This is a genomic window from Rhodococcus sp. Leaf278 (assembly GCF_001426085.1).
GTDB lineage: Bacteria > Actinomycetota > Actinomycetes > Mycobacteriales > Mycobacteriaceae > Rhodococcoides.
This window is the reverse complement of sequence record NZ_LMRR01000008.1, coordinates 133,652-157,948: the sequence shown is the minus strand read 5'-3', so window position 1 is coordinate 157,948 and position 24,297 is coordinate 133,652. Positions and strand designations below refer to the sequence as shown.

Sequence of the window (24,297 nt, the reverse complement as noted above, 5' to 3'; positions counted from 1 at the left end):
GTGGGGATGCCATTCGCGCGCCATCGTGATGTGACGGTTCACGTTGTCTTCGGCAGTGGGTGCCAGCTCCTGCAGAAGCTCGAGCTGTGTCAGATCCCTAGCCATTGGCTTGTCTCCTCGCATCGACGTCAGCTGACAAGCCTAGAGCCAACACCGAGACGGGTGTGCAGCCTCGCCGAGATTCTGTTAGAGGTAGCAACGGACTTCGACACCGAGTGGTGCGAACTCACAGGTTACTGCTGGGCAGGTTCGAGGCCCGAAAAGTTCGGCGCACGAAACACCCAACCACGGAGGGCGAGGAATCGAGCGGCTCCGAACATCCCACCCACGGCAATGACGACGAGCACCTGAACGTACGTGCCGGTTCCTGGAAACAGGATGTGCACCGCGGCCAGCGATGCGGTACTCAGACCCAGCCCGATCAGGGCGAGTCCACCGGCTTCCCACTGCGTCTGGAACCAACCCACCCGGCCGGCCGCGTGGAAGGTATGACGGCGATGCAGCTCGTTGGCCAGGACGGTGCTGGCTGCGACGCCCACAAGATTGGCGGTGAACGATCCGAGCGAAGCGAGAGCGACGAACAGCAGGGCGTATACGCCGTTGCTGGATACGCCGACGATCACGAAGCGAGTGAACTGAGCGAGAACACTTTCCCCGAGCATCCTCGACCTGATGCGGGGCGCACAGCCCGACGGCCCGGGCGTGGCCGCGGCTTTCAGCGAGGTACTCACGAGATCTCCAGTTGTAGAACCGAAAGCGTCAGTCGGCGCTTCGATTCGATACAACTCCGGGCACGACCGAATCGGTCTCGGACGTGACGGACATCTCAGGCTTTGGAGGAACTTTCTTCCCGAGCACGCTTCTTGCGGTCCAGGTCGATGTTGAGGCTGTTGGGCTTGATCGACGCGACGAACAACACCGCAACGAGCACCACCACAACGAGGATGGTGATGACGACCACCGCGATGCCGAAGATTGCCAAAATACCGTTCATGTCCTGCCTCCCGTGTCAGGTAATACGGTACTTGTCGTAGACAGGCCCGTCGACGTGCACCCCCAGCTCACCGATCAGCTGACCAAACGCTCGACAGCACGCATCGGCAAGGACAACCAGGTCGGCCGGTTGCGCGCCTCGTACAGAACCTCGTAGACGGCCTTGTCGAGTTCGTATGCGCGCAGCAGATCGGCCTCGTCGCGCGGATCGTGCCCGGCCACCGAGGCGTAGCCGTCGAAGAACGCGGCGATGCTGCGCGCTGCCCACTGGTCGGCGCGCTCCCGCATCGAGGGGTCCTCGGGCTGATCGACCAACAGATGGTTGGCTGCGTAATCGAACGAGCGCAGCATTCCCGCGACGTCGCGCAAGGGGCTGTCCATCTGTCGGCGCTCGGCCAGGGTCTTGGCGGGCTCACCCTCGAAGTCGATGAGCAGCCACCGCTCGGGCGACCCCAGCACCTGTCCCAGATGCAGGTCGCCGTGAATGCGCTGCACGGTAGTGCTCGTCGACGCCTCCGCGCGCGAAATGAGCGCCGTGGCCGCCGGGATGAACTGGGCGATCTCCGGCACCACCCGCGCTACCCCCGAGATACGAGCCAGAATCTCCTCGACGGCGGTCGATTCCACCGAGCGTTCGACGGTGCCCAACACCGAGGCCAGGTCATGGTGCACGTGCGCGACGGCAGCTCCGATTCGATGAGCATCCCGGGCGAAATCGCCGGGCAGTTCCTCGATCGGTGTATCGGGAGAATCGAACACCTCGCGAACACTTGCCAGAGCGGCGGTCCAGCCCTCGGTGGAGTTCGCGGCGAAGTCCTGAATCATGCCCAGTGTGGTCGGCTCGCCGCCGACGACGGCTTCCAACCAGCCCCGCAGCGGTGCGACATTGACACTGCCTGCCGCCGCCAGGGCGCGGTGCAGTTCCACATCGGGGCTCACTCCCGGCGGAACCTGTCGAAACAGCTTGAGTAACAGCAGATCACCGAGAATCACCGAGGTGTTGGACTGCTCTGCCCCCAGAACCCGACCGGGCAGACCGCTCGGCACACTCGAACCGTCGACGATCTTGAATTCGATGCTGCCCGTGGAATTTCCGGAAGCGAAGGCGTCGCCGTACAGGCCGATGATCTCCGGGTCTCGTAGCCCGTCGAACACGGCAACCTCGCCCGCTACCGGAAGCACCCACGGGCGGAGGTCGTCGGTCAGCTCGGTGCGAAAGCCGAGTGGCACCTGGTAGGTCTGCGTCACCACCGAGCCGTCCTGCGTCAAGTGCACCTCCACCAGTACATGCTCGGCCGCGAAATGTGGTTCGTCATGAAGAACTTGGCGTTCGAGGATCTGCACCGAATCCACGGTCGACCCCTTTGCACCGAACCACCGTTGGGCCGGTAGCCACGTTGCCAAAGCCTCCGTGAGCAGAGGTTCGACCGTGCGTGCCGCACTCGAGCTGGAACCGACCATGAAAATCTCTCGCCGCCTTCTTCGGAGTTTGCGGAGCAGTGACTCAGAACCTACCCACTCACAGCGACGCTCACACCCCGACAGCAAAGACACCCGAACGTTATCGGAGGTCGTGCCCCGGTGCACCGACATGCTCGTACAGTGGTCACATGTCCGCTCCACTGACCGCCCACATCGATGTGCACCGCGCCGGCGATCGACTGAAAACCCGTGTGTCCTGGCTGGACTCGAAGCATTCGTTCTCCTTCGGCCAGCACTACGATCCCGACAACACCCATCACGGACTGCTGCTGGTCAACAACGACGACATCGTCACTGCCGGTCAAGGTTTCGAGACTCATCCACATCGAGACATGGAGATCGTCACCTGGGTGGTGCAGGGTTCACTCGTGCATCAGGACTCCATCGGCCACTCCGGAATCATCTACCCCGGACTCGCACAACGGATGAGCGCGGGCAAGGGCATCATGCACTCGGAGAAGAACGACTCCTGGAGCATCGACGGCAATCGGCACACCGAACCCGTTCGCTTCGTGCAGATGTGGGTTTTGCCGGACAGTCCTGGCACCACACCAGGATACGAACAGCTCGAGATCGGCGACGAGTTGTTGCGCGGTGGGCTGGTCACCGTCGCGTCGGGGATGGAGAAGCACCGCGGGGAGGCGGCGATCGGCATCTCGCAGAAGTCGGCGGCGCTGCACGCGGCCAGGTTGCTGCCGGGGAACGCGGTAACGGTGCCCGACGCACCCTTCGCCCATGTTTTCGTCGCCCGCGGCACCGTCTCGATGGAGGGCGTCGGTGAACTGTACGAGGGCGATGCCGTGCGCCTGAGTTCGACTGGCGGACAACAGATCACAGCGTCGGAACCAGCCGAGGTGCTGATCTGGGAGATGCATTCGCGGCTCGGCGGCTGACATGTACGTTCGATGACAAGTTGATCACGGGTAGACGTGGGGCGCGTGGGCCCGGCAGACACCTGCTTACACTCCCAGCACTCACGAACGCCAACATCGGAGGTACTCGACGTGTCGAATCAGAACCCGCCGCCCGGGGATTATCCCCCGCCCGGAAACTACCCTTCACCTGGTGAATACCCCCAGCAGGGCGGATACCCCCAGCAGGGCGGGTACCAGCAACAGCCGGTAGCACCGAAGAACACCATCGGCACAGTTGCTCTGGTCCTGGCGATACTGGGTGTGTTGTTCTCCTGGACCATCGTCGGTGGAGTTGTTCTCGGCCTGATCGCCATCGTCCTCGGCTTCATAGGACGCTCGAGGTACAAGAAGCGCGTCGCCACCAACGGCACCGTGTCCCTCATCGCGATCATCCTGGGTTTCGTGGCCGCAGCATTGTCGATCGTTCTCGTCGTCGTCGGCGTCGGCCTGTTCAACGCAGTCGGTGGACAGGACTTCACCGACTGCATCAGCAACGCAGGAAGCGATACTGCAGCGCAACAGCAATGCGCCGACGAATTCCAGCAGAACGTCGAGAACCAGTACGACGACTCGACACCGAACTGAGCCGCCGGCCGGTGCACTCGCGTCTCGGTGCATCGGCCGGTCCGGCCACCTCAGCCGGTCGAGTCGTCTCGCGCAGACAGATCCGCCACCACCACCTGATTACCGCCCTGCTTCTTGGCTTCGTACATCGCCACGTCTGCCTCTCGTAACAGTCGATCGGTGAGTTCGACTGCGTCGACACCGATGTCGCGAGCACTCGGGTACATGCAGTGCGCCACACCGATGCTGACGGTCAGGGGTGCGAGGTCGCCCACAGAGTAGACGGCACCCAGAAACTCCTCGGCCAGTGTGTGCGCCTCGCCTACGCCCAACTTGGTCACCACCGCAAACTCCTCGCCGCCCACCCTCGCCAGCAGCACACCGTCCTTCTCCAGTCGACGCGCGACGAGCTGCAGGGCTGCGTCCCCCTGGTGATGGCCGAATCGGTCGTTGATCGACTTGAATCGGTCCACGTCGACCACCATCACTGCAATGTCGCCGGCTCCGAGAAAGTAAACCGGCAGCGCCTCCTCGAGTCCTCGACGATTGCGTATCTGGGTGAGCGGGTCGAGATTGGCCGCCTGCGCTTGAACCTGCAGTTTGAGCAGAAAGTACTGAAAGAAGGTCGGGCCCATGAAAGTGATGGGTACCAGCATGACGAGTTGCGCGACGGCGAGGCCGTGATCGGCATCGGGCTGCGAGAGGATGAGCCCGAACATCAGCCCTACTGTCGCCGCGGCCCACAGCAGATGCAGTGCCATCACTCGCGGACTGTGGAAGAGCTGTATGTAGACACTGTTGGCTGCGAGCAGGGCGCAGGCCAAGATGACTGTCTGGGGTGACCCATAGGCGAGCAGCCCCAGCGTTGTTCCCACATCCGCGTACGCAGCGAACGACAGGGACAGTCTTTTCGACGGCCACGGGGCCATCAGCCAGGCGATACCGACGACGAGCGCCGACACGATCGCAACGACGTACACGAGCTCGGCGAGCGTCGAGGTCGGAGACGCGTCGGTGAGCAGCAGCAACGCGGCCGCGCCGAGTCCGTACGAGAACGTACTCAGAGCTGCAGCGAGACGATACGGGGCGAGCGCACCGTGCAGCCGCAGGTAATCGACGACCGATTCATAGCTGTGCGGCTGGTTCCACCACGTGCGCAGAAATATCGAGTGCACGTATCCTCCAAGCCCGTGTCGGCCGAATCGCCGGACCGGACTCGTCGTCGGACCGGTCCGGACATATCGGCCACGAGTGATGCTATTCGACCGACGTCACCCGCGGATGTCTCTTCGGCGGAACGCTGCGATTCCCGCGAAGCCGACGGCGGCAGCGATGACGACGAGCCACCCGATCGGCGCAAGGGACACAGCATCCCCCGGCAATCGCGGAGTGTGCGTGAAGGGCGAGAGATCGAGCAACGGCTGCGGTAGGCCCACCACGGAACCGATCTGGCCCAGGGCGACGAAGCCGCCGAGGACCGCCCACAGGAGAGTCGCGAACCGAGGTACAGCGCCGAACAGTGCGACGCCGATGGTCATCACCACCCACACGGCCGGGAGCTGCCCCAGCGCGCCGCCCACGACGGACGGCAGTTCGCCCGTCACATGGCCGGTCGCCGACCCGTACGTCAGCCCGATGGTGAGGCCGACGACCAGCAGCAGCCACGCCGGGCCGACGACGGCGAGGAGTAGATGCCCGGCCAGCCATCGGAGACGCGAGACGCCGGTGGCGAGCACGATCTCGGCCAGTCCTGCCTCTTCTTCGCCGTGTAACCGCAGTAGCGCCGCCACCGAGTAGGCCGCCACCATGATGCCGACGATGCTCAGCACGGCAGCAATGAACGATTGTTCGAGAGTGGTGCCGCCGAATTTTCCGAGTGCCTCGCTGATGGCGGTGCTGCTGCCGAGCTGGTCACCTATCCCGTCCGTGGACGAGCCGATCGCGATGCCGAACAGAGCGAGCCCGACGGTCCAGACGACGGTGGTCCCGCGCGAGAGTCGCCACGCGAGGGCGACGGGACCGGACAGTGACGGCACGGCAGCCACCCGGCCGCGTCGCTCGGCCCGCAGACCACTGCCGAGATCGCGTCGATTCGCTGCCACGAACGCCGCGGCACAGAACGCAGCTGCGGTCACCAGCGACAGCAGCAGCGGCCACCACCTCTCGTCGGCGAACGGACGCACCTGCGCCGACCAGCCGATCGGTGAGAACCACGACAAGGTTCCCGAGCCGATGTCGCCGATCGCTCTGAGTACGAATGCTGCGGCCAACACGCCGAGGGCGTAGCCGCGAGCCACCCGAGCCCCGGACGCCACCTGGGCCGCCAGCGCCGCGCAGCCGACGAACACCGCGCCGACGACGACAATCGAGGCCCCGAACGCGAGGCTCCCGGTCACCGGCAGACCGAATGCCCACAGCGAAACGAACGACAACATTCCGGTCGCCGCGACGCCGCCGCCCGCAAGCAGCACGGCCGCGCTCAGCCCGGCGTATCTGCCCACTGCAGTCGACCCGATCAGCTCGGTCCGCCCCGCATCCTCCTCGGCGCGAGTGTGCCGAACGACGGTGAGGATCGCGGCCAACGGAACGAGGGTGAGCATCAGTCCGGCGCGCCAGGACACCAGGGCACCCAGGTCGCTGCCGAAGATCGGCCCGACGAGAGCCGCCTGTGCCGGCACCGCCACGGTGCCGAGATAGAACGCTTGCCGGTCTGCCGCCGTCGGATACAGGCCCTCGAAGCTGACCGCATACAGCAGCGGCAGCGCTCCGAGCAGCACGACCCAGATGGGCGCCACCAGGCGATCGCGGCGCAGATACAACCGCAGCAGTGCTCCCGTGCCGTTCATGCGTAGTACCTCATGAACAGCTCTTCGAGAGTCGGAGCGCTGCTGACCAAGCTCCGCACTCCGGCGTCGGCCAGGACGTGCATCACCGCAGCGAGGGCGTCGTTCTCCACTGTGCAGGTGATCGTGGAACCGTCCACGTCGACCTCAGAGACCCCGGCCAATGTTGCGAGATTTTGCGGCACTCGATCGACAGTCGCGGTCACCGCCGTTCGGGTGAGGTGCCGCATCGATGCCAGCGTGCCGGTATCCACCGTTCGGCCGTCCTTGACGATGGTCACCGAACTGCACAGCGCGTCGACCTCGGACAGGATGTGCGACGACAGCAGCACCGTGACTCCGCGTCGAGCAGCATCTTTCACGCAGTCGGAGAAGTGCTGTTCCATCAGCGGATCGAGTCCTGAGGTGGGTTCGTCGAGAATCAGCAGCTCGACGTTCGATGCCAGGGCCGAGATCAGTGCAACCTTCTGCCGATTGCCCTTGGAGTACGTTCGGCTGCGTTTGCCGGGGTCGAGAGAGAACCGTTCGAGCAGTTCGGCTCGGCGAGTGGTGTCGATGCCGCCGCGCATCCGGCCGAGAAGATCGATCACCTCACCGCCGGTCAACGACGGCCACAGCGTCACATCGCCCGGGACGTAGGCCAGACGTCGGTGCAAGGCCACGGTGTCGGCCCACGGGTCCCCGCCAAGCAGTCGCACGGTGCCGGACGTCGCGCGGACGAGCCCGAGCAGGACGCGAATCGTCGTGGATTTCCCGGCTCCGTTCGGACCGAGGAAGCCGTGTACCTCGCCGGTATCGACGCGCAGGTCGAGTCCGTCGAGTGCCCGGACCGACCCGAACGTCTTCGTCAATCCGTCGACTTCGATTGACTCGGTCATTTCTTTGCCTCCAGGTACGCGTCCAAAGCGTGAGAATCGGTGAAGAATCCGTCGGTGTAGAGCTCGAGGGCAGGGAGCATGATCTCGTCGCTCAGCGCAGTGAGGGCCTCGCGGAAGTCCACGTCGGGGCCGGCCATCTGCGCGTACAGCAGTAGGCCGCCCACGTTCTGTCGGGTCATGAATCGAGCGCGTGCCGCAGGGTCGCGGCTGGGCGTGAACCGGCCGTCGCGGACACCGTCGTCGATGTACCGAACGGCGTCGGCGACCATGTGCTCGAACAACTCTCGCGCCAGTGCGCCGCCCGCCGAGAAGCTCCGCACGATGTAAGCGACCAGCGGCGCGTACTCGTCTATTCGCGCGAGCTGCTCCATCATTCCGGCGGGACCGGCCGACGCAGACTTCGACTCCCGGATCACCCGCAGAACGTGCTCGTCACACGCCGTGCGCAGACCCTCCTTGGATCCGAAATGATGGTTGACGAGCCCAGGTGAGACGCCTGCCGCCGTGGCGATCGACCGCAACCCGGCGGTGAAGCCCTGTGCGCCGAATACGTCGATCGCGGTATCTCGGATCCGCGCCCTCGTCGTGAGGTCCTCCGTTGCTGTACGCATGTACAGCACATTAAACACCCGTTCAATCGAGCGCAAGAGTGTAAAGATGGACGCATGACTTCAGTAGTGAACTCGGGCATCGATCTCAGCTACCAGGACGAGAACACACGCGCACAGGACGACCTCTTCGTGCACGTCAACGGCAAGTGGCTCGAGGATTACGACATCCCCGCGGACCGCGCAGTCGACGGAGCCTTCCGGACGTTGTACGACCGCGCCGAAGTGGACGTGCAGACCATCATCGAAGAGTCCGCCGCCGCGAATCCCCCCGTGGGCAGCGACGCACAGAAGATCGGCGACCTGTTCTCGAGCTTCATGGACGCCGACCGTGCCGAGCAGCTCGGCGTCTCGCCTATCGCCGACGAGCTCACCGCCATCGCCGACGCGGCCGATCCGGTCACGCTCGCAGGCGTTCTCGGCTCGCTACAGCGCACCGGCGTGGGCGGTGGCATCGGCCAGTACGTCGACACCGACGCCAAGCAGTCCGACCGCTACCTCGTGCATTTCAGCCAGTCCGGTATCGGTCTGCCCGACGAGTCGTACTACCGCCAGGACGACTACGCGGAGATTCGTACGAGCTACATCGCACACATCTCGAAGATGTTCGCGCTCAGCGGTATCGAGTACGACGCCCAGACGGTGTTCGACCTGGAGAAAAAAATCGCGGCAGGCCACTGGGATGTCGTCGCCAGGCGTGATGCCGAGAAGAGCTACAACCTCGTCCAATTCGACACCCTCGTCGAGAGCGAACCCGGATTCGATTGGGCGGCATGGATTTCCGGCCTCGGAGCCACGACCGAGCAGTTCGCCGAGATCGTCGTGCGGCAGCCGTCGTTCCTCAGCACTTTCGTTGCACTGTGGGCCTCCGAGGACATCGCGGCCTGGAAGGCGTGGCTCGCCTGGCGCGTCGTCCATTCGCGCGCACCGTTCCTGACGAGCGCAATCGTCGACGAGAACTTCGCGTTCTACGGAACGACGCTGACCGGCACCGAGGAAAATCGCGAGCGCTGGAAGCGTGGAGTTTCCCTGGTGCAGGACGTTCTCGGCGAGGCCGTCGGCAAGCTGTACGTCGAACGCCACTTCCCCGCCGACTCCAAGGCGCGGATGCAGGTGCTCGTCGAGAACCTCACCGAGGCGTACCGCCGCAACATCTCCGAGCTCGAATGGATGAGTCCGGAGACACGCACGAAGGCTCTGGACAAGCTCGACAAGTTCACCCCGAAGATCGGCTACCCCGATCGCTGGCGCGACTACTCGGGCGTCGAGATCAGCGCCGACGACCTGCTCGGTAACTACCGCCGCGGCTATACCGCAGACCACCAGCGCGATCTCGACAAGCTCGGCGGTCCGGTCGATCGCGACGAGTGGTTCATGACGCCGCAGACCGTCAATGCCTACTACAACCCCGGCATGAACGAAATCGTCTTTCCCGCAGCCATTCTGCAGCCACCGTTCTTCGACCCGGAGGCCGACGACGCGGCCAACTACGGCGGCATCGGAGCGGTGATCGGCCACGAGATCGGCCACGGATTCGACGACCAGGGTGCCAAGTACGACGGCGACGGCAACATGGTCGATTGGTGGACCGACAGCGACCGAACCGAGTTCGGCAAGCGCACCACGGCCCTGATCGAGCAGTACAACGAGTTCGAGCCCGCGGCGCTGCCCGGGCACAAGGTCAACGGCGAGTTCACCATCGGTGAGAACATCGGCGACCTCGGTGGCCTGTCCATCGCGGTCGCCGCATACGAAATTTCGCTCGAAGGCAAACAAGCCCCGGTGCTCGACGGCCTGACCGGATTGCAGCGGGTGTTCTTCGGCTGGTCGCAGGTGTGGCGCACCAAGGCACGAGACGCCGAGGCGATCCGTCGTCTCGCCGTCGATCCGCACTCGCCGCCGGAGTTCCGGTGCAACGGCGTCGTGCGCAATCTGGACAGTTTTCACCAAGCCTTCGACGTACAGCCCGGAGATGCGCTGTACTTGGAGCCGGGGCAGCGCGTCAAGATCTGGTAATACCGCGTAGGAACAAGGGGAGGGTGTTCGGATGAGGGAATTCGTACGATGGCTCGCAGCGCACGGGGTCATCCGGTTCGGGGCCAAGCGCGCGGCGGCGGCGGGTGACCCACAGGCCATGCTGGTCGCCGATCCGGCGACGCGGGCCAATCCCACGCCGGTCTACGAAATGCTGCGCCGTAAGGCGCCGCTGGTGAAGACCCGCATCTCGAACATCACCGTGCACCATCGGGTGGCATTCGACTTGCTCCGCTCCGACGACTTCCGGGTCACGCAACTGGGCGGTACCTTGCCCGCACCGCTGCGGTGGATCGAACGACACACCAGATCCGGTGCACTGCACCCGATTCTGCCGCCCTCCCTCCTCTCCGTCGAACCGCCCGATCACACGCGGTACCGCAAACTGGTGTCCTCGGTGTTCACCGCTCGGGCCGTGGCGCAGATGCGTGACCAGGTGCAGGAGACCGCGGATGCACTGCTCGACGAGCTGTCCGACGGTTCTCCGGTTGTCGACATCGTCGATCGTTATTGCGCGCGCCTGCCGGTCGCGGTGATCGGGCGGATCCTGGGCGTTCCGGTCGAGGACAACCAGCGGGTGCTCGAATTCGGTGAGATGGCCGCACCGAGCCTCGACATCGGTTTGTCCTGGAGCCAGTTCAAGCAGGTCGAGCGCGGGCTGATCGGGTTCGATGCGTGGCTCTCCCAGCACGTCAGCGAGCTGCGCCGCAATCCCGGCGACGATCTGATGAGTCAGCTGATCGCCGCGAAGGACGAGGGCATCGGCCTGAACGACGAAGAGCTGAGAGCCACTGCAGGATTGGTATTAGCGGCAGGATTCGAGACAACCGTCAACCTGCTCGGCAGCGGAATTCGGTTGCTGCTCGATCACCCCGATCAGCTCGCTGTGCTGCAGGAGGATCCGTCGCACTGGCCCACCGCCATCGACGAAATGCTGCGGATGGAATCTCCGGTGCAGCTGACCGCACGGGCCGCCAAACACGACGTCGTGGTCGAGGGCGTGCCGATCAGGGAGGGATCGCTGGTGATCCTCGTGCTCGCCGGTGCCAACCGAGACCCACTGGTATTCGAGGACCCGAACAGATTCGATGTCACCCGAGCCAACGCAGGTAAGCACCTGTCGTTCTCGGGCGGCCGCCACTACTGCCTGGGCGCAGCACTGGCCAAGGCCGAATCGGAAGTAGGCCTCAAAGCGCTGTTCGACAGGTTCCCGCACCTACGCTCGGCAGGCGAGGGAACCCGCCGCAATACCCGCGTCCTACACGGATGGGCCACTCTCCCTATCGATCTCGGTGAACCGGCTCTCGGTGAGCCGGCTACGACAACCGCAGGCCGGTAGCGGCGTCGAAGAAGAACAACTCGTCCAGCTTGGGCACCAGTCGAACGGTTTCGGCCAGGGCGATGGACAGCTTGCGGTCGACGCGAACCGAGATACGTCCGGACGGCGTCGTCCACCCACCGTCGGGGCTGGGTGCGGATGCGTACACGAACGACTCCGCACCCAGTTCCTCGATCAGCTCGACGGTGAGGCTCAGACCGCTGCCTTCACCCACCAGATCCCACGATTCGGGGCGAATCCCGACGACCACGCGCTCGCGTGCCGAGGACGGGACCGGGATGCGCAATTCGCCGAGTACGGCAGCGCCGTCGTGCACGGGGGCGTCGACGAGGTTCATTCCGGGGGAACCGATGAACCCCGCGACGAACGTGTTGACGGGGTTGTCGTACAGCTCTCGCGGAGCCGCGATCTGCTGCAGTTTGCCGTCGAGCAGCACCGCGACCCGGTCACCCATCGTCATGGCCTCGACCTGATCGTGGGTGACGTAGACCGTGGTGGTGCCCAATCGCCGCTGTAGACCGGCAATCTGGGCTCTGGTCGACACGCGCAGCTTGGCATCGAGATTGGACAGCGGCTCGTCCATGCAGAACACCTTGGGCTGACGCACGATGGCGCGCCCCATCGCTACTCGCTGGCGCTGGCCACCGGAGAGCTTGCCGGGTTTGCGATTCAGCAGCGGCTCGAGCTCGAGCATCTTCGCCGCGTCGAGCACCCGTGCTGCAGTGTCCGCCTTGCTCATTCCGGCGTTGCGCAGTGCGAAGCCCATGTTGTCGCCGACGGTCATGTTGGGATACAGCGCGTAGTTCTGGAACACCATCGCGACATCCCTGGCCCGCGGTGCCAAGGAGGTGACGTCCACTCCGCCGATGTCGATGTGACCGCTTTCGACGGATTCGAGGCCGGCGAGCATCCGCAGACTCGTCGACTTGCCACAGCCCGAGGGCCCGACCAGGACGATGAATTCACCGTCCGCGATGTCGAGTTCCAGGCTGTCCACAGCGAGCGACTCGGCTCCCGGATACCGATGCGAGACACCGGCGTAGTGAACGGCGGCCATTACTTCGGCAGCTTCGGGGTGATCTGGCGGTCGATGATCTGCTGCAGCTGCTCCGAGATGGACGCGAATGTCGTTGCCACATCGGCGTTCTGCAGTGCGATCTGCTCGAGTCCACTACCGATGATCTTGTCCCCACCGGGAACGAAGACGCGGGCGTAGTCCTGCGAGCGGGTCAATGCCAACTGATCGACGGCCGTCTTGGCGTTGGGGTTGGCCTCGAGGAATGCGATCTCCGACGGGTCCTGCTGCGCCGACTTGCGGACCGGCATGTACCCGGTGTTCTGCGAGAAGTAGGCGGTATTGGCACCGTTGGTGACGAAGTCGATGAATTTGAGTGCGTTCACTTTTCGCTCTTCCGAGATCTTCGCCGGGATGGCCAGACCCGCACCACCGGTGGGGCAGCCCGGTGTTCCCGCGGTGGCGGGCAGGAACGCGGTGCCGAACTCGAACGCGGCACCGGCCTTGATCGTGGACAGGTCGCCGGTGGATGCGATGGTGGACGCGAGGATACCGGCGGCGAAGTCGTTGGCGATGTCGTTGGAGACTGCCGCGTACTTCTTGGTGTGGATCATGTCCTGCAGGAACTTGCCTGCCGCAATGGTATTGGGGTCGTCGAACTTCAGCTGGAACTGATCGGAGTACGCCCCGTCGAACGTCCAGATCGGTCCCTCGAACGTCCACCCGAGGTAGTCGACAGCGTTGCCCCAACCGTGGGCGAGCTTGCCGTTTCCGACGACGGCCTGGATGCGCGGGCCCCACTCGTCGAATTCCTGCCACGTGGCCGGTCCACGATCAGGCAGGCCGGCAGCAGACCAGACGGCCTTGTTGTAGTAGAACAGCGGCGTCGAGCGCGCGTACGGCAGAGCCCAGTGGTTGCCGTTCCAGTTGTAGTCGGCAAGAAGCGAATCCACGTAGTCGGACTGGTCTACTCCCGCCGCGGAGAAGTGCTGGTCGAGAGGCTCGATCGCACCGGTGAGCGCGTAGTTGAACCACCAGACATCCGAGAGGACGACGACGTCGGGCACGTCGTCGCCCGAGAGTGCCGCGTTGAACTTCTGCGACACCTCCTCGTAGTTCTTGCCGCCGTCGATGAGGTTCACCGTCAGGCCCGGGTTCTGTGCCTGGAACCGCGAGATCAGTTCCTTCTCGAACTCCTGCGACTTGCCTGGGTGGTTCGACCAGAAATTGATGGTGTTCGCATCGCCTTCCACACCGCCGCCGCCGCCGGACGAGCCCGATCCGGGGCCGCTGCACGCCGCGAGAGCTGCGGCGGCCGCAGCCGCACCGGTGAGCGTGAGGAAGCCACGCCGATTGATGATGTGTGCCATGGTGTTCGACTCCTGATAGTGAGGTGAATCAGCCCTTGACCGCACCGGAGGTGAGGCCCTTGATCATGTGGCGCTGGAGGACGAGGAAAACGAGAAGAATCGGCAGAATGGTCAGCACCGTCGCCGCCATGACCGCACCCCAGTTGGTGTAGCCCTCGCTGTTCTGGAGCAGCGTCAATCCGACCGGGAGCGGTGCGACCGACGAGTCGTCGGACATCAGGAACGGCCAGAGATATTCGTTCCATTCGGTGACGATCGTGATGATCGCGAAGGCAACCATCGTCGGACCCGACAACGGCAGGATCACCCGGAACATCAGCCGTACCGGCCCGGCACCGTCCATCCGCGCGGCCTCGATGATCTCCGGCGGCAACGACAGGAAGTGATTGCGCATCAGGAAGGTACCGAAGGCCACACCTGCCAGCGGAATGATGATGCCCTGAAACGAGTTTCGCCAACCCAACTCGGAGATGAGCGAGTAGTTCGAGATGACGGTGATCTGGTTGGGCACCATCAACGCGGCGATGATGACGAGAAAGACGATGTTCTTGCCCGGGAACCGCAGGAACACCAGACCATAGGCACTGAGTACCCCGAGAACGAACTTGATGGACGATACGGCCGTGGTGATGATGATCGAGTTGCGCAGGTAGGTGAAGAACGGCACCTCCGTCGTCGCCTCGTCGTAGTTCTGCGGGTGAAAGACGCTGGGCCACCAGGTGACCGGTTGCACGTAGATGTCCGGGCGGTCCTTGAACGAGGTGATCAGGATCCAGAACAGCGGCAGCCCGATCATCAGCAGGACGGCAACCATGGCCGCGTATCCGAGGATGTTCGCGCTGCGGCGCGTGCGCTGCGGGTCGCCGGAGGTCTTCTTCGCCGTGGCCGTCGCGGGCTTGTTCACCACTGTCATCGCTGATCGTCCCGATCCATGATTCGTACCTGCACAAGAGTGACGATCAACAACACGAGGAACAGGATCGTCGCGACGGTCGCGCCGTAGCCGGCCCGGAAGTTGCGGAACGTCTCCTCGTAGACCTGATAGACCATCGTCGTGGTGCCGGTGCCCAGTGGACCTCCGCGTGTCATGACGTTGATGATGTCGAAGACCTGAAGTGAGTTGAGCAGCACGGTGATCGACAGGAAGAACGTCGTCGGACGCAGTTGCGGTAGAAGCACTTTCCGGAACGTGGTCCAGCGGCTCGCCTGATCGATCTCGGCCGCTTCCATCAGTTCCTTGCGCACACCCTGCAGAGCCGCCAAGTAGATGACGAAGGTGTAGCCCAGGTTCTTCCACAGGTACGTCACGGTGATCATGACCATCGCCCACTTGGGGTCCTGGTAGAAATCCGGGACCGCGCCGAGGCCGAAGCGTCGCATCAGGTCCTGTACCAGGCCGAAGTTGGGGTCGAAGACGAACTGGAATGCGATGCCGATGGCGGCGCCGGAGATGACGTACGGGGCGAACACGGCGGAGCGAACGAAGTTGCGGCCCCTGAGCTTTCGATCCAGCAGCAGGGCGAGAACCAGGCCGAGCACCAGGGACCCGACGACGGCCGCGACCGTGAACACGACGGTGTTGCCGACGATCTGCCAGGTGTCGTCGCGGGAGGCCCACTCGCGGTAGTTCTCGAAGCCGACGAACGTGGACGTGGGTGAGGACAGGTTCCAGTCGAAGAACGAGAACTGGAAGTTCTCCACCAGCGGCCGATACGTGAACACCGCCAGCAGGGCCAGGTTGGGGCCCACGAGAATCAGGAACAGTGCGTAATCGGTCCACGGCCGCGAGAAGAAGCTCTTCTTCTGCGCCGTGGGCAGCACTCGTTCGGTTGTTGCACTCACCGCGAGGACTGTGCTCAGTCTCGGCTAACGAACGGTGAACTGAGCCCCAACGTGTACCGTCGCGCAGACCAACCTATGTGAGCGGAACTTCGTAGTGGGCTACGAATTGCCGTGCACGTGCGGCGAAGCCGCTCTAGCGGTTCCAGTCTCCCAGGCCGTCGGATCCGCTCAAGGTGCCGCCGTCGGTGTTGACGACGATGACGGGGTCGCCCTTCTGGGCGTTCTCGAAGAACCACTTGCCGTCTTCGGTGCTGACGTTCAGGCAGCCGTGCGATTCGTTGGAGTACCCCTGCTGCGCTTCCGACCACGGGGCAGCGTGCACGAAGATGCCGCTGTAGGAAATGCGCGTGGCGTACTCGACGTAGGTGCGGTAGCCCTCCTCGGAGTCCACCGGGACGCCGTAGGTGGACGAGTCCATGTACATGTCGCGGAAACGCTCGCCGACGATGTAGGTGCCGTTCGGAGTTTCGTGGTCGACCTTGCCCATCGAGGTGGGCATGGTCTTGACGACCTCGCCGTTGCGGGTGACGGTGATCTGCTTGGTGTTGTCGTCGGCCGTGGTGATGATCGAGTCGCCGGTGGAGAACTCCGCCTTCGCGCCGCCCGCTTCGACGGTCACCTGGGTATGCGCCGGGTAGAACTCGTTCGGCAGCCACCGCACCTGGGTGTCGTTGATCCAGTAGAAGTGGCCGTCGACGGACGGGTTCGTCGTGACGCGTATGGCCCGCAGTGCAGCGTCACGATCGCCGATGGCCTCGTCGAAGCGGATGGCGATGGGCTGCGCAACTCCGACGACCTCGCCGCCGGACGGGCTGATGCTCGGATCGGCGAAGTTGGCGGGTGCGACCTGCGGAACCAGTTGCTGCGGTGCCGGGGCTGCGGGGTCAGAGGATCCGGGCAAGCCGGGAATGGAGACGTCCGGGCCACCCGGCCACAGCGGTGCGGCCTGCGCCGATCCGAATGCTGCAGATGCAGCAAGGGCTGTACCTGCGACGACTGCCCCGATACGGGCGAATCTGCGAGTGCGAACCTGTGTTGCCATGTGACCCGACCATCCTTCGTACTGCGTCGTGATGCCCATCAGCAGTGCTGCCGCGGGGCAACGCCCATTAACACATACCACTCGGACATTTGCTAATCGGATATTTCCGAAACGGCCGAAAGAAACCCCGGGTACGAGTAGCTTGCGCCAACCCGACCCGGACACTGTCTGCGCAGGCCAGAGGGCAGGTGTCGATGGGCCGGGAACGGGTACTAGAGAAAGAACCTCATCCGTCCAGACACCGGCGGCGTCGCGTTTGCGGACTGTTGAAGAGTCCGGTGTCCGAAAAGGGTGGACCGTGGTCGTCGAAGTTTCTCCCCATCTCCCCAGCCGTGACCCCGTCAGCCACATCGTCGTCGTCGTTCCGGCCCACAACGAACAGAATCTGCTCGACGCCTGCCTGACGGCCCTGTCGCGGGCAACGCGTCGCGTCGTCGAAGCGGCTCCGGTGACCGTATCGACGATCGTCGTGCTCGATGCGTGCACCGACGACTCCGCCTCGATCGCTGCTCGTCACCCCTCGGTGTCGACCGTGACGGTCGCGCACCGCAACGTCGGCGCTGCCCGGGCAGCAGGATTCTCGAAGCACACGGCAGAATTCGCAGCCACCACCTGGTTCGCTACCACCGACGCCGACACCCAGGTGGGCGAGGACTGGTTGCTGGGTCATCTCAGGCACGCCACCGACGGCGCACGGGCGGTGGCGGGAACGGTGTCCGTCGAGTTCGAGGGCCGCGTCGAAGAAGACGTCCGGCTGCAAACGACATACGACGCGCATTACCGACACGAACTCGGCCATCCACACGTACACGGCGCCAATCTGGGCATCCGAGCGACGGACTACCTCTCCGTCGGCGGATTCGCGCCGCTGGCCACCGGCGAGGATCACGATCTGGTCCGACGCCTCGAACTCGGCGGCATCGCGTGCCGTCGGGTGTGCGACATCTCGGTCACCACGTCGGGGCGTCTCCGCGGCAGAGCGCCCGACGGTATGGCCGAATTCCTTCGTTCTCTGGAGCCTTCCGCATGATCGATACATATATCCGAGATTCGCTCGACCCCCCGACACAGAACACCGGGTTGCGCGCAGCCTTCCTGGCTTTCGAAGCCGATGGGCGTCTCGACCTGGCGCTGCCCGGGTCGGGCTACACAGACCTGCGATGGCAATCGCTCGCCGCCCTCAGCCGGCACAACACCGTTCTCGGCAGGTGGTCGGAAGCGCACACCGACGCGATCGCGATCCTGCACGAACTCGACGGCCCGACGCCGGAGCGCGGGCAGATCTGGGGCGTGTGGGCCGCGGAACCACCGGCTCCGATCCTCGAAGCGGCACAGCAGGATTCGGGCTGGGTTCTGACCGGAACCAAGCCGTGGTGCTCCGGCGCATCGCTGTGCACGCACGCGCTGGTGACCGCCCGCGTGGACGGAAGTCCCCGGTTGTTCGCCGTCGATCTGACACATCCAGGCGTCGCCCCGGTACCGAACACCTGGCATGCCGTGGGCATGAGCGACAGTGATTCGGGTTCGGTCGCATTCGACGCTGTCCCCGCCGTCACCGTCGGAGGTCCGACCGACTACCTGACTCGACCGGGGTTCTGGCACGGGGCGATCGGGGTGTCGGCGGCGTGGTTCGGCAGCGCATGCGCTGTCGCGGACACCCTGCACGCTGCAGTGCGAGAGCGGCCGGATCCACATCGCGCGGCCCATCTCGGTGCCATCGCGGCGGCACTCGGCGCAGCATCGAGCGCGCTGACCACCGCGGCGGCCGAGGTGGACGCAGATCCGTTCGACCGCACCGGTCGCGCTCGAACGCGAGCCCGGATCGTGCGCGCTGTCGTCGAGGATGCCGCCACGCAGTGCATCGACCGCGTCGGTCGGGCTCTCGGTGCCGGCCCCCTGTGCAGCGACGGCGAGCATGCCGGACGCGTCGCCGACCTGACCGTCTATCTGCGGCAAAGCCATGCCGAGCGCGACCTCGAGGCCCTCGGACGCGACATCGCCGAGGAGGACAACCCATGGTAGACAACGCCTTCGACGCCGAAGTCGATGTCGGCACCGCAGAATCGGACTGGATGACCGCCGATTGGTCCCTCCCCGGTCTCGAGTGGAACGACGTCGTCACCATGGTCGTCGTCGCCCCGCACCCGGACGACGAGATTCTCGGGGTGGGCGGCTTGCTGTCGTTGGCGGCCGCGGCAGGCGTCGACGTGCGGGTTGTCGCGGTGACCGACGGTGACGGCTCGCATCCCGGTTCCCCCACGGTGACGGCCGAGGACCTGCGTGTGCGACGCCCCGTCGAATCCGAACGCGCACTTGCCGAGCTGGGGATCGACCACTCTCCGACGCGTCTGCACATCACCGACGGCGCCGTCGAACACCACGAAGGTGCAGTGGCCGACGCGTTGATGCCCTTGCTCGATGCCGCCCCGGGTACCTGGTGCCTGACGCCGTGGCGCGGGGACGGCCATCCCGATCACGAAGCCACCGCGAGAGCCTGTCTCACGGCGGCGAACGCAGTAGGTATACCGGTGGTGGAATACCCGATCTGGATGTGGCACTGGGCAACTCCAGAGCATCCGGCGGTGCCGTGGACACGGTGCCGTCGCATCGACCTTCCTCCGCACACCCGCGAGGCCAAACGAGCATCCATCGAGCAGTTCGACTCTCAGATCCGGCCGCTGTCCGATCACCCCGCGGATCGAGCCGTGTTGCCGCCGCACATCCTGGCCCGCTATCGGCGACCGTTCGAGGTGGTGTTCGCATGACCCGGAGTTCTGGAACGAGCCCCAATTCTCGAACGAGCCTGGGCGCCGACTACTTCCGCAATGTCTATGCGGTAAAGGATGATCCGTTCATGCTCGACAGCAAGTGGTACGAGCGGCGCAAGTACGCGCTCACCATGGCGTCGCTCCCCAAGCCGCAGTATCGGCGGGCATTGGAGCCCGGTTGTTCGATCGGTGTACTCACCGAACAGTTGGCCACCCGGTGCGAGCACGTGGTCTCGACCGACGTGGTGCGCAGTGCCCTCGATTCTGCTCGGGCACGCGTATCGAACTCTGCTGCGGTCGAATTCGCACTGTGGTCTCTGACGGACGACTGGTCGACCCTGCCCGACGCCGAGGTGCCCTTCGACCTGATCGTCATCAGCGAGGTCGGGTACTACCTCGATACCGCCGATCTGGCGTCGGCGATGAATCGCGTCGTCGATCATCTGGAGACCGGCGGAACGCTGATGGCTGCGCATTGGCGTCACGACGTGGACGACTATCCGATCTCAGGCGATCGAGTGCACGAGATCATCGCCGCAACATCAGGATTGGCACTGCTGAGCCGCTACCTCGACGAGGATGTCCGCATCGAGGTCTTCGTCGTCTCGGACGGTCCCGCGGTGTCGGTCGCGAGTACGGACGGCCTGGACGTTCGCTGACTGCTCAGTCGGTGGATTTCGCCGCGTCGATCACCAGTTGTTCGGCGAGGTCGGCAAGTTTGACATTGGTGTCCTGAGAAAGCTTGGCCAACAACGCGAATGCTGCCTGCGAGTTCAGGTTGTACCGTTCCATCAACATGCCCTTGGCCTGACCGATCAGGTCGCGGCTCGTCAGCGCGGCCCGGATCTGCTGCTCCTCGCGTGCGGTGGAGAACGCGATAGCGGCATGGGCAGCGAACAATGAGCCGATGGATTCGGCCTCGTCCGAGAATGCGTCGGTTCGGGTGGAGTGCAGGTTCAACGCGCCGAAGTTGATGCCCTCGACGTAGAGCTGGAAGCAGATCATGCTCTTGACCCCGAGCGCGGACGCGGCGTCTGCGAACAGTGGCCAGCGGGCGTCGCTGTCCATGTCGTCGATTCTGATGGTCGTCTGTTCGACGGCCGATTCGAGGCAGGGGCCCTCGCCCAGCTGCTCCTGAATCCTGTCGCAATGCCCGGCAGGCTCGCCCGAGACTGCCGCACTGTGCACGAACTTTCCCTGCAGCACGGTGGTGATGGAGGCGAATTCCGCAGCGGGGACGTTGGCCACCGCCGACTCGGTGATGACGGCCAGAACCCGATCGGGATCCGAATGCTGACGCCGCAGTTTCTCCGCCACCTCGGCCAGCCGTCGACTGAGGTCGAAGTCGGTAACCCGCGGGATTGCCCCCGACGAGTTCAGTGTCTGCTCGCTGATGGTGGTCACCTCGTCCTACTGCTGCACACGGGACGTACCCCGTATCGGCGGCATGCCGACAACATAGGGTACGCCCCGGGCAACAAAGGTCACGAACCGTTAGCGGAGCGTCAGAGTGTGCTGGGCGCGATCAGAGAGTGCACGAACCCGATCTTCTTCACCACGGTCGCCGGCAGCACGAACGGGTACAGATCCTGGTGACCCATCGAACGGTTGATCTGGTTCAAGGCCCAGGACAGGGGCAGCCACCAGTCGATGATCTGATCGAAGCCGACGTCACCGGGCAGCGGACTCTCCAGCGTCGAACCGGCCGGTGCCATACCGAAGGCCGCCGCCGTGTCCAGGGTGTCGCGGATGTGTAAGTAGTGCGCGAAGGTCTCGGCCCAATCCTCTGCGGGGTGCATGGTGGCGTAGGACGAGACGTAATTGTCCTCCCAGCCGTCGGGCGCACCCTCGCTGTAATGGCGATCGAGTGCGTCCTGGTAGCTCGAATCCGGATCGCCGAACAGTTCCTCGAACGCTGCGCGATGCTCACCGTCGCCGACCAACACCATCTGGTAGTAATGACCGATCTCGTGCCGGAAGTGCCCGACCAGGGTGCGGTACGGCTCGGACATCGCCACCCGCAACTGCTCACGGTGCACGTCGTCGCCCTCGGCCAGGTCGAGAGTGATCAGACCGTTGTCGTGGCCGGTCATCACCTGCTGGTCGGCGCTGGAGAGTAGATCGAACACCAGACCTGTCGATGGGTCCTCGTCCCGTCCCACGATCGGCAGGCCCAGTTCGGTGAGCTCGAGAACGACGCGACGCTTGTTCGTCTCGGCGTCGGCATAGGCGGCCATCGCGTCGACATCGTCGTCGGCCGGCCGGGTTCGGGTGAGTCGGCAAGACACACACAGCTCGTCGGCGTCGGCGGTGTCGACCAACCAGTTGCATCGCGCGGTGTTGAGGTTGGCGCACATCTTCCACGTCGTGCCGTCCACCTCTGCTTCGGCGACGCCGTCGTCGGCCTTGTCCGGGAGCACCAGCAGCGCCCTGCTCGGCAGATGGAAGCCGAGTGCGCTCGAGCAGCTCAGACACAGTGAGTTCTCGAACGACAGCTTCTGTCCGCATTTGCGGCAGATGAAATCACGCATGGATGTTCCTTCGTGGCAGGGGTGAGTCGGGCTCGTATTCCCGTTTATCCGCGGACTAATGCCTTTTCCCGAATATGTCGTGCACATCTCTCCCGTCGCTGGCTCGCGGCCCGACAACCCTACTCGAGTAGGCGGAAGGAAAGCGCCGACGACGGTGTTGGTACAGACTGCTTCACAACACTCCTCGAAGAAGGACTCGGACTGCAGATGGCAGATCAGATCACGCCGACGGACCGCCCGATGGCGCGATTCGTCGAACGGATTTCGCGGGCTCGCGGCGAGAAGAACAGCGAAACCTTGGCTGCGGGCTTCCTGCTGGCTGCCACGTTGATAGCCCTGATCTGGGCGAACTCACCACTCGGTGACACGTATCAGTCGTTCTGGCACACCGAACTCTCGGTCACCATCGGCGAGCACGGCATCTCTCTCGATCTGGCCCACTGGGTCAACGACGGGCTCATGGCGCTGTTCTTCTTCGTCGTGGGTCTCGAGGTCAAGCGTGAGTTCGCGATGGGTGAGCTCACCGACCGATCACGCGCCGCCATCCCGATCGTGGCCGCACTCGCCGGACTGGCCGCACCCGCGCTGCTGTTCCTCGCCTTCAATCCCTCCGGCCCGGCAGCGCAGGCGTGGGGTGTCGTCATTTCCACCGACACCGCGTTCCTGCTCGGGGCACTCGCGGTGCTCGGCCCGAAGAAGGCCGCGCGGTTGCGGATCTTTCTGCTCACGCTCGCCGTGGCCGACGACGTGGGCGCGCTGGCGATCATCGCGTTCTTCTACACCGACGACCTCGACGTGGTGCCGTTGGTGTTGGCGTTCATCGGGCTCGGACTGATCTTCCTGCTGCGCAGGCTCGAGGTGTGGCGCGGTGTCGGATACTTCGTCGTCGCACTGTTCACGTGGATCGCGATGTACGAGTCGGGAGTGCACCCCACCCTCGCCGGCGTGATGATCGCGCTGATTCTCCCGGTCTACCCGCCGCGCCGCTCCGAGGTGGAGCGAGCATCGGACCTCACCCGCGCCTTCCGTCAATCACCGAATCCCGAATACGCGCGAGCCGCGAGACTCGGCCTGGATCAAGCAGTCTCGGTCAACGAGAGGTTGATGCGGCTCTATCAGCCGTACACGGCCTTCATCATCGTGCCGATCTTCGCGCTTGCCAATGCCGGGGTGGTGCTGAGTTCCGACACCCTGAAGGCTGCATCGACGTCGACGCTCACCTGGGGCATCATCGCCGGACTTGTGCTGGGCAAGCTCGTCGGAATCACGACTGCCTCGGCTGTTTTCGCGAAATTGAGGCCGTCGGCTCTGGCTCCCGGACTGACGCTGTCGCACATCGCCGGTGGTGCCGCGATGTCCGGAATCGGATTCACGATCTCGCTGTTCATCATCGACCTCGCGCTCGACGATCCGTTACTGGCCGACGAGGCGCGCGTCGGCGTGTTGGCGGCCTCGGTGATCGCCGCACTGCTCGGCTGGATTCTGTTCCGTATCGACGCAAAGATTCACCCGCCGAAAGCCGAAGCATCGCTGCGTATTCTGCGTCCGGTCAGCGCCAAGCGCGATCACATCCGCGGGCCCGTCGACGCTCCGTTGACGATCGTGGAGTACGCCGATTTCGAGTGCCCGTTCTGCAGCAAGGCAACCGGCAGCGTCGCCGAGGTACGCAAGCACTTCGGTGACGACCTCCGGTATGTCTACCGACACCTGCCGCTCGACGACTACCACCCCCACGCTCGCTACGCGGCCTACGCCAGTGAGGCCGCGTCGGCGCAGGGCAAGTTCTGGGAGATGGCCGACGTGCTGTTCCGCAACAGCGACGCCCTCGAGCCCGACGACATCGACGGTTATGCACGAGAACTCGGCCTCGACATGGACCGTTTCGAGGACGACATCCGCACCGGCGACTACGTGGTCCGCGTCGAGGACGACGAACTCGACGCTACCTCCTCCGACGTGGGTGGCACTCCGACGTTCTACCTGGGTCGCGGTGACAAGAACCTGACCCGCCACGTCGGACCATACGACGCGGCGACGCTGATCCGGGAACTCGAATCCATGTGAGCGTGGGCAG

General features: G+C 64.4%; 23 protein-coding genes and 1 pseudogene. 9 read left to right on the top strand and 15 right to left on the bottom strand.

From position 1 onward, the window contains the following. The 4 genes and pseudogenes from ASG84_RS27395 to ASG84_RS10210 form a co-directional block, all read right to left on the bottom strand. Positions 1 to 105: pseudogene (locus ASG84_RS27395) on the bottom strand (acyl-ACP desaturase); the annotation flags it as partial. 128 nt (positions 106 to 233) lie between these two features. Next, the gene (locus ASG84_RS10215; protein WP_442970915.1) at positions 234 to 662 is read right to left on the bottom strand and encodes a GtrA family protein; all 429 of its coding nucleotides are present in this window, start codon (positions 660 to 662) and stop codon (positions 234 to 236) included. 164 nt (positions 663 to 826) lie between these two features. Beyond that, positions 827 to 994, bottom strand: coding sequence for a hypothetical protein (locus tag ASG84_RS27390; RefSeq protein WP_155289282.1), 168 nt, complete (start codon positions 992 to 994; stop codon positions 827 to 829). A 74-nt stretch (positions 995 to 1,068) separates the two neighbouring features. Continuing rightward, positions 1,069 to 2,454, bottom strand: coding sequence for a maltokinase N-terminal cap-like domain-containing protein (locus ASG84_RS10210; RefSeq protein ID WP_082520905.1), 1,386 nt, complete (start codon positions 2,452 to 2,454; stop codon positions 1,069 to 1,071). Positions 2,455 to 2,603: 149 nt separating this feature from the next. Between ASG84_RS10210 and ASG84_RS10205 the strand changes: the two genes are divergently transcribed. Next, positions 2,604 to 3,368 carry a pirin family protein gene (locus ASG84_RS10205; protein ID WP_057476902.1) on the top strand — a complete coding sequence of 255 codons (765 nt, stop codon included), beginning with the start codon at positions 2,604 to 2,606 and terminating at the stop codon, positions 3,366 to 3,368. A 111-nt stretch (positions 3,369 to 3,479) separates the two neighbouring features. After that, the gene (locus ASG84_RS10200) at positions 3,480 to 3,974 is read left to right on the top strand and encodes a DUF4190 domain-containing protein (RefSeq protein ID WP_235581612.1); all 495 of its coding nucleotides are present in this window, start codon (positions 3,480 to 3,482) and stop codon (positions 3,972 to 3,974) included. 50 nt (positions 3,975 to 4,024) lie between these two features. On the opposite strand, the gene ASG84_RS10195 is transcribed toward ASG84_RS10200, so the two are convergent. The 4 genes from ASG84_RS10195 to ASG84_RS10180 form a co-directional block, all read right to left on the bottom strand. Continuing rightward, positions 4,025 to 5,128 (bottom strand): GGDEF domain-containing protein, encoded by a 1,104-nt coding sequence (locus ASG84_RS10195; RefSeq protein ID WP_057476901.1) that lies wholly within the window; start codon positions 5,126 to 5,128, stop codon positions 4,025 to 4,027. Between the two features lie 96 nt (positions 5,129 to 5,224). Beyond that, positions 5,225 to 6,799 (bottom strand): ABC transporter permease, encoded by a 1,575-nt coding sequence (locus tag ASG84_RS10190; protein WP_057476900.1) that lies wholly within the window; start codon positions 6,797 to 6,799, stop codon positions 5,225 to 5,227. Next, a complete protein-coding gene (locus ASG84_RS10185; protein WP_057476899.1) occupies positions 6,796 to 7,674 on the bottom strand; it encodes an ABC transporter ATP-binding protein in 879 nt (292 codons plus the stop codon). Before ASG84_RS10185 ends, ASG84_RS10190 begins: the two co-directional genes overlap by 4 nt. Continuing rightward, positions 7,671 to 8,285 carry a TetR/AcrR family transcriptional regulator gene (locus tag ASG84_RS10180; RefSeq protein WP_057476928.1) on the bottom strand — a complete coding sequence of 205 codons (615 nt, stop codon included), beginning with the start codon at positions 8,283 to 8,285 and terminating at the stop codon, positions 7,671 to 7,673. The genes ASG84_RS10185 and ASG84_RS10180 overlap by 4 nt, the downstream gene beginning before the upstream one ends. 54 nt (positions 8,286 to 8,339) lie before the next feature. Here ASG84_RS10180 and ASG84_RS10175 point away from each other — a divergent pair, with 54 nt between their 5' ends. Beyond that, the gene (locus ASG84_RS10175) at positions 8,340 to 10,298 is read left to right on the top strand and encodes a M13 family metallopeptidase (protein WP_057476898.1); all 1,959 of its coding nucleotides are present in this window, start codon (positions 8,340 to 8,342) and stop codon (positions 10,296 to 10,298) included. A gap of 31 nt (positions 10,299 to 10,329) precedes the next feature. Then, entirely contained in the window at positions 10,330 to 11,655 is a 1,326-nt protein-coding gene (locus ASG84_RS10170; protein WP_057476897.1) for a cytochrome P450, read from the top strand. Here the strand turns inward: ASG84_RS10170 and ASG84_RS10165 are convergent. The 5 genes from ASG84_RS10165 to ASG84_RS10145 form a co-directional block, all read right to left on the bottom strand. Beyond that, positions 11,633 to 12,712, bottom strand: coding sequence for an ABC transporter ATP-binding protein (locus tag ASG84_RS10165; protein ID WP_057476896.1), 1,080 nt, complete (start codon positions 12,710 to 12,712; stop codon positions 11,633 to 11,635). The two genes, ASG84_RS10170 and ASG84_RS10165, sit on opposite strands and share 23 nt — an antisense overlap. Then, entirely contained in the window at positions 12,712 to 14,040 is a 1,329-nt protein-coding gene (locus ASG84_RS10160) for an ABC transporter substrate-binding protein (protein ID WP_057476895.1), read from the bottom strand. The genes ASG84_RS10165 and ASG84_RS10160 overlap by 1 nt, the downstream gene beginning before the upstream one ends. A gap of 28 nt (positions 14,041 to 14,068) precedes the next feature. Next, a complete protein-coding gene (locus ASG84_RS10155; protein WP_057476894.1) occupies positions 14,069 to 14,953 on the bottom strand; it encodes a carbohydrate ABC transporter permease in 885 nt (294 codons plus the stop codon). After that, positions 14,950 to 15,882 carry a carbohydrate ABC transporter permease gene (locus ASG84_RS10150; protein WP_200936541.1) on the bottom strand — a complete coding sequence of 311 codons (933 nt, stop codon included), beginning with the start codon at positions 15,880 to 15,882 and terminating at the stop codon, positions 14,950 to 14,952. The genes ASG84_RS10155 and ASG84_RS10150 overlap by 4 nt, the downstream gene beginning before the upstream one ends. A gap of 133 nt (positions 15,883 to 16,015) precedes the next feature. Further along, complete coding sequence (locus ASG84_RS10145; RefSeq protein ID WP_057476893.1) at positions 16,016 to 16,924, bottom strand: L,D-transpeptidase; 909 nt, start codon at positions 16,922 to 16,924, stop codon at positions 16,016 to 16,018. Positions 16,925 to 17,222: 298 nt separating this feature from the next. On the opposite strand from ASG84_RS10145, the gene ASG84_RS10140 reads away from it, so the two are divergent. Genes ASG84_RS10140 through ASG84_RS10125 form a run of 4 tightly spaced genes read left to right on the top strand, consistent with a single transcriptional unit; the run spans position 17,223 to position 20,351 of the window. After that, positions 17,223 to 17,954: a glycosyltransferase gene (locus tag ASG84_RS10140; RefSeq protein ID WP_057476892.1), complete on the top strand. Its 732-nt coding sequence runs from the start codon at positions 17,223 to 17,225 to the stop codon at positions 17,952 to 17,954. After that, positions 17,951 to 18,946 carry an acyl-CoA dehydrogenase family protein gene (locus ASG84_RS10135; protein WP_235581611.1) on the top strand — a complete coding sequence of 332 codons (996 nt, stop codon included), beginning with the start codon at positions 17,951 to 17,953 and terminating at the stop codon, positions 18,944 to 18,946. Before ASG84_RS10140 ends, ASG84_RS10135 begins: the two co-directional genes overlap by 4 nt. After that, positions 18,940 to 19,689 carry a PIG-L deacetylase family protein gene (locus ASG84_RS10130; protein WP_057476891.1) on the top strand — a complete coding sequence of 250 codons (750 nt, stop codon included), beginning with the start codon at positions 18,940 to 18,942 and terminating at the stop codon, positions 19,687 to 19,689. The genes ASG84_RS10135 and ASG84_RS10130 overlap by 7 nt, the downstream gene beginning before the upstream one ends. Next, positions 19,686 to 20,351: a class I SAM-dependent DNA methyltransferase gene (locus ASG84_RS10125; RefSeq protein WP_057476890.1), complete on the top strand. Its 666-nt coding sequence runs from the start codon at positions 19,686 to 19,688 to the stop codon at positions 20,349 to 20,351. The genes ASG84_RS10130 and ASG84_RS10125 overlap by 4 nt, the downstream gene beginning before the upstream one ends. A 4-nt stretch (positions 20,352 to 20,355) precedes the next feature. Here the strand turns inward: ASG84_RS10125 and ASG84_RS10120 are convergent, their stop codons facing one another. Then, positions 20,356 to 21,096: a GAF and ANTAR domain-containing protein gene (locus ASG84_RS10120; RefSeq protein ID WP_200936540.1), complete on the bottom strand. Its 741-nt coding sequence runs from the start codon at positions 21,094 to 21,096 to the stop codon at positions 20,356 to 20,358. A gap of 101 nt (positions 21,097 to 21,197) precedes the next feature. Then, on the bottom strand, positions 21,198 to 22,223 hold the full coding sequence (locus ASG84_RS10115) for a zinc-binding metallopeptidase family protein (RefSeq protein WP_057476889.1): 1,026 nt from the start codon (positions 22,221 to 22,223) through the stop codon (positions 21,198 to 21,200). Between the two features lie 207 nt (positions 22,224 to 22,430). Between ASG84_RS10115 and nhaA the strand changes: the two genes are divergently transcribed. Then, positions 22,431 to 24,287 carry a Na+/H+ antiporter NhaA gene (gene nhaA, locus ASG84_RS10110; protein ID WP_057476888.1) on the top strand — a complete coding sequence of 619 codons (1,857 nt, stop codon included), beginning with the start codon at positions 22,431 to 22,433 and terminating at the stop codon, positions 24,285 to 24,287. The last annotated feature ends 10 nt before the right edge of the window (positions 24,288 to 24,297 follow it).

Coding starts and splice junctions, on each gene's coding strand:
- ASG84_RS10185 (WP_057476899.1), bottom strand. CDS start 7,674: ATGACCGAGTCAATCGAAGTCGACGGATTGACGAAGACGTTCGGGTCG.
- ASG84_RS10215 (WP_442970915.1), bottom strand. CDS start 662: ATGCTCGGGGAAAGTGTTCTCGCTCAGTTCACTCGCTTCGTGATCGTC.
- ASG84_RS10145 (WP_057476893.1), bottom strand. CDS start 16,924: ATGGCAACACAGGTTCGCACTCGCAGATTCGCCCGTATCGGGGCAGTC.
- ASG84_RS10125 (WP_057476890.1), top strand. CDS start 19,686: ATGACCCGGAGTTCTGGAACGAGCCCCAATTCTCGAACGAGCCTGGGC.
- ASG84_RS10130 (WP_057476891.1), top strand. CDS start 18,940: ATGGTAGACAACGCCTTCGACGCCGAAGTCGATGTCGGCACCGCAGAA.
- ASG84_RS10180 (WP_057476928.1), bottom strand. CDS start 8,285: ATGCGTACAGCAACGGAGGACCTCACGACGAGGGCGCGGATCCGAGAT.
- ASG84_RS10205 (WP_057476902.1), top strand. CDS start 2,604: ATGTCCGCTCCACTGACCGCCCACATCGATGTGCACCGCGCCGGCGAT.
- ASG84_RS10135 (WP_235581611.1), top strand. CDS start 17,951: ATGATCGATACATATATCCGAGATTCGCTCGACCCCCCGACACAGAAC.
- ASG84_RS10160 (WP_057476895.1), bottom strand. CDS start 14,040: ATGGCACACATCATCAATCGGCGTGGCTTCCTCACGCTCACCGGTGCG.
- ASG84_RS10210 (WP_082520905.1), bottom strand. CDS start 2,454: ATGGTCGGTTCCAGCTCGAGTGCGGCACGCACGGTCGAACCTCTGCTC.
- ASG84_RS10165 (WP_057476896.1), bottom strand. CDS start 12,712: ATGGCCGCCGTTCACTACGCCGGTGTCTCGCATCGGTATCCGGGAGCC.
- ASG84_RS10170 (WP_057476897.1), top strand. CDS start 10,330: ATGAGGGAATTCGTACGATGGCTCGCAGCGCACGGGGTCATCCGGTTC.
- nhaA (WP_057476888.1), top strand. CDS start 22,431: ATGGCAGATCAGATCACGCCGACGGACCGCCCGATGGCGCGATTCGTC.
- ASG84_RS10115 (WP_057476889.1), bottom strand. CDS start 22,223: ATGCGTGATTTCATCTGCCGCAAATGCGGACAGAAGCTGTCGTTCGAG.
- ASG84_RS10155 (WP_057476894.1), bottom strand. CDS start 14,953: ATGACAGTGGTGAACAAGCCCGCGACGGCCACGGCGAAGAAGACCTCC.
- ASG84_RS27390 (WP_155289282.1), bottom strand. CDS start 994: ATGAACGGTATTTTGGCAATCTTCGGCATCGCGGTGGTCGTCATCACC.
- ASG84_RS10175 (WP_057476898.1), top strand. CDS start 8,340: ATGACTTCAGTAGTGAACTCGGGCATCGATCTCAGCTACCAGGACGAG.
- ASG84_RS10190 (WP_057476900.1), bottom strand. CDS start 6,799: ATGAACGGCACGGGAGCACTGCTGCGGTTGTATCTGCGCCGCGATCGC.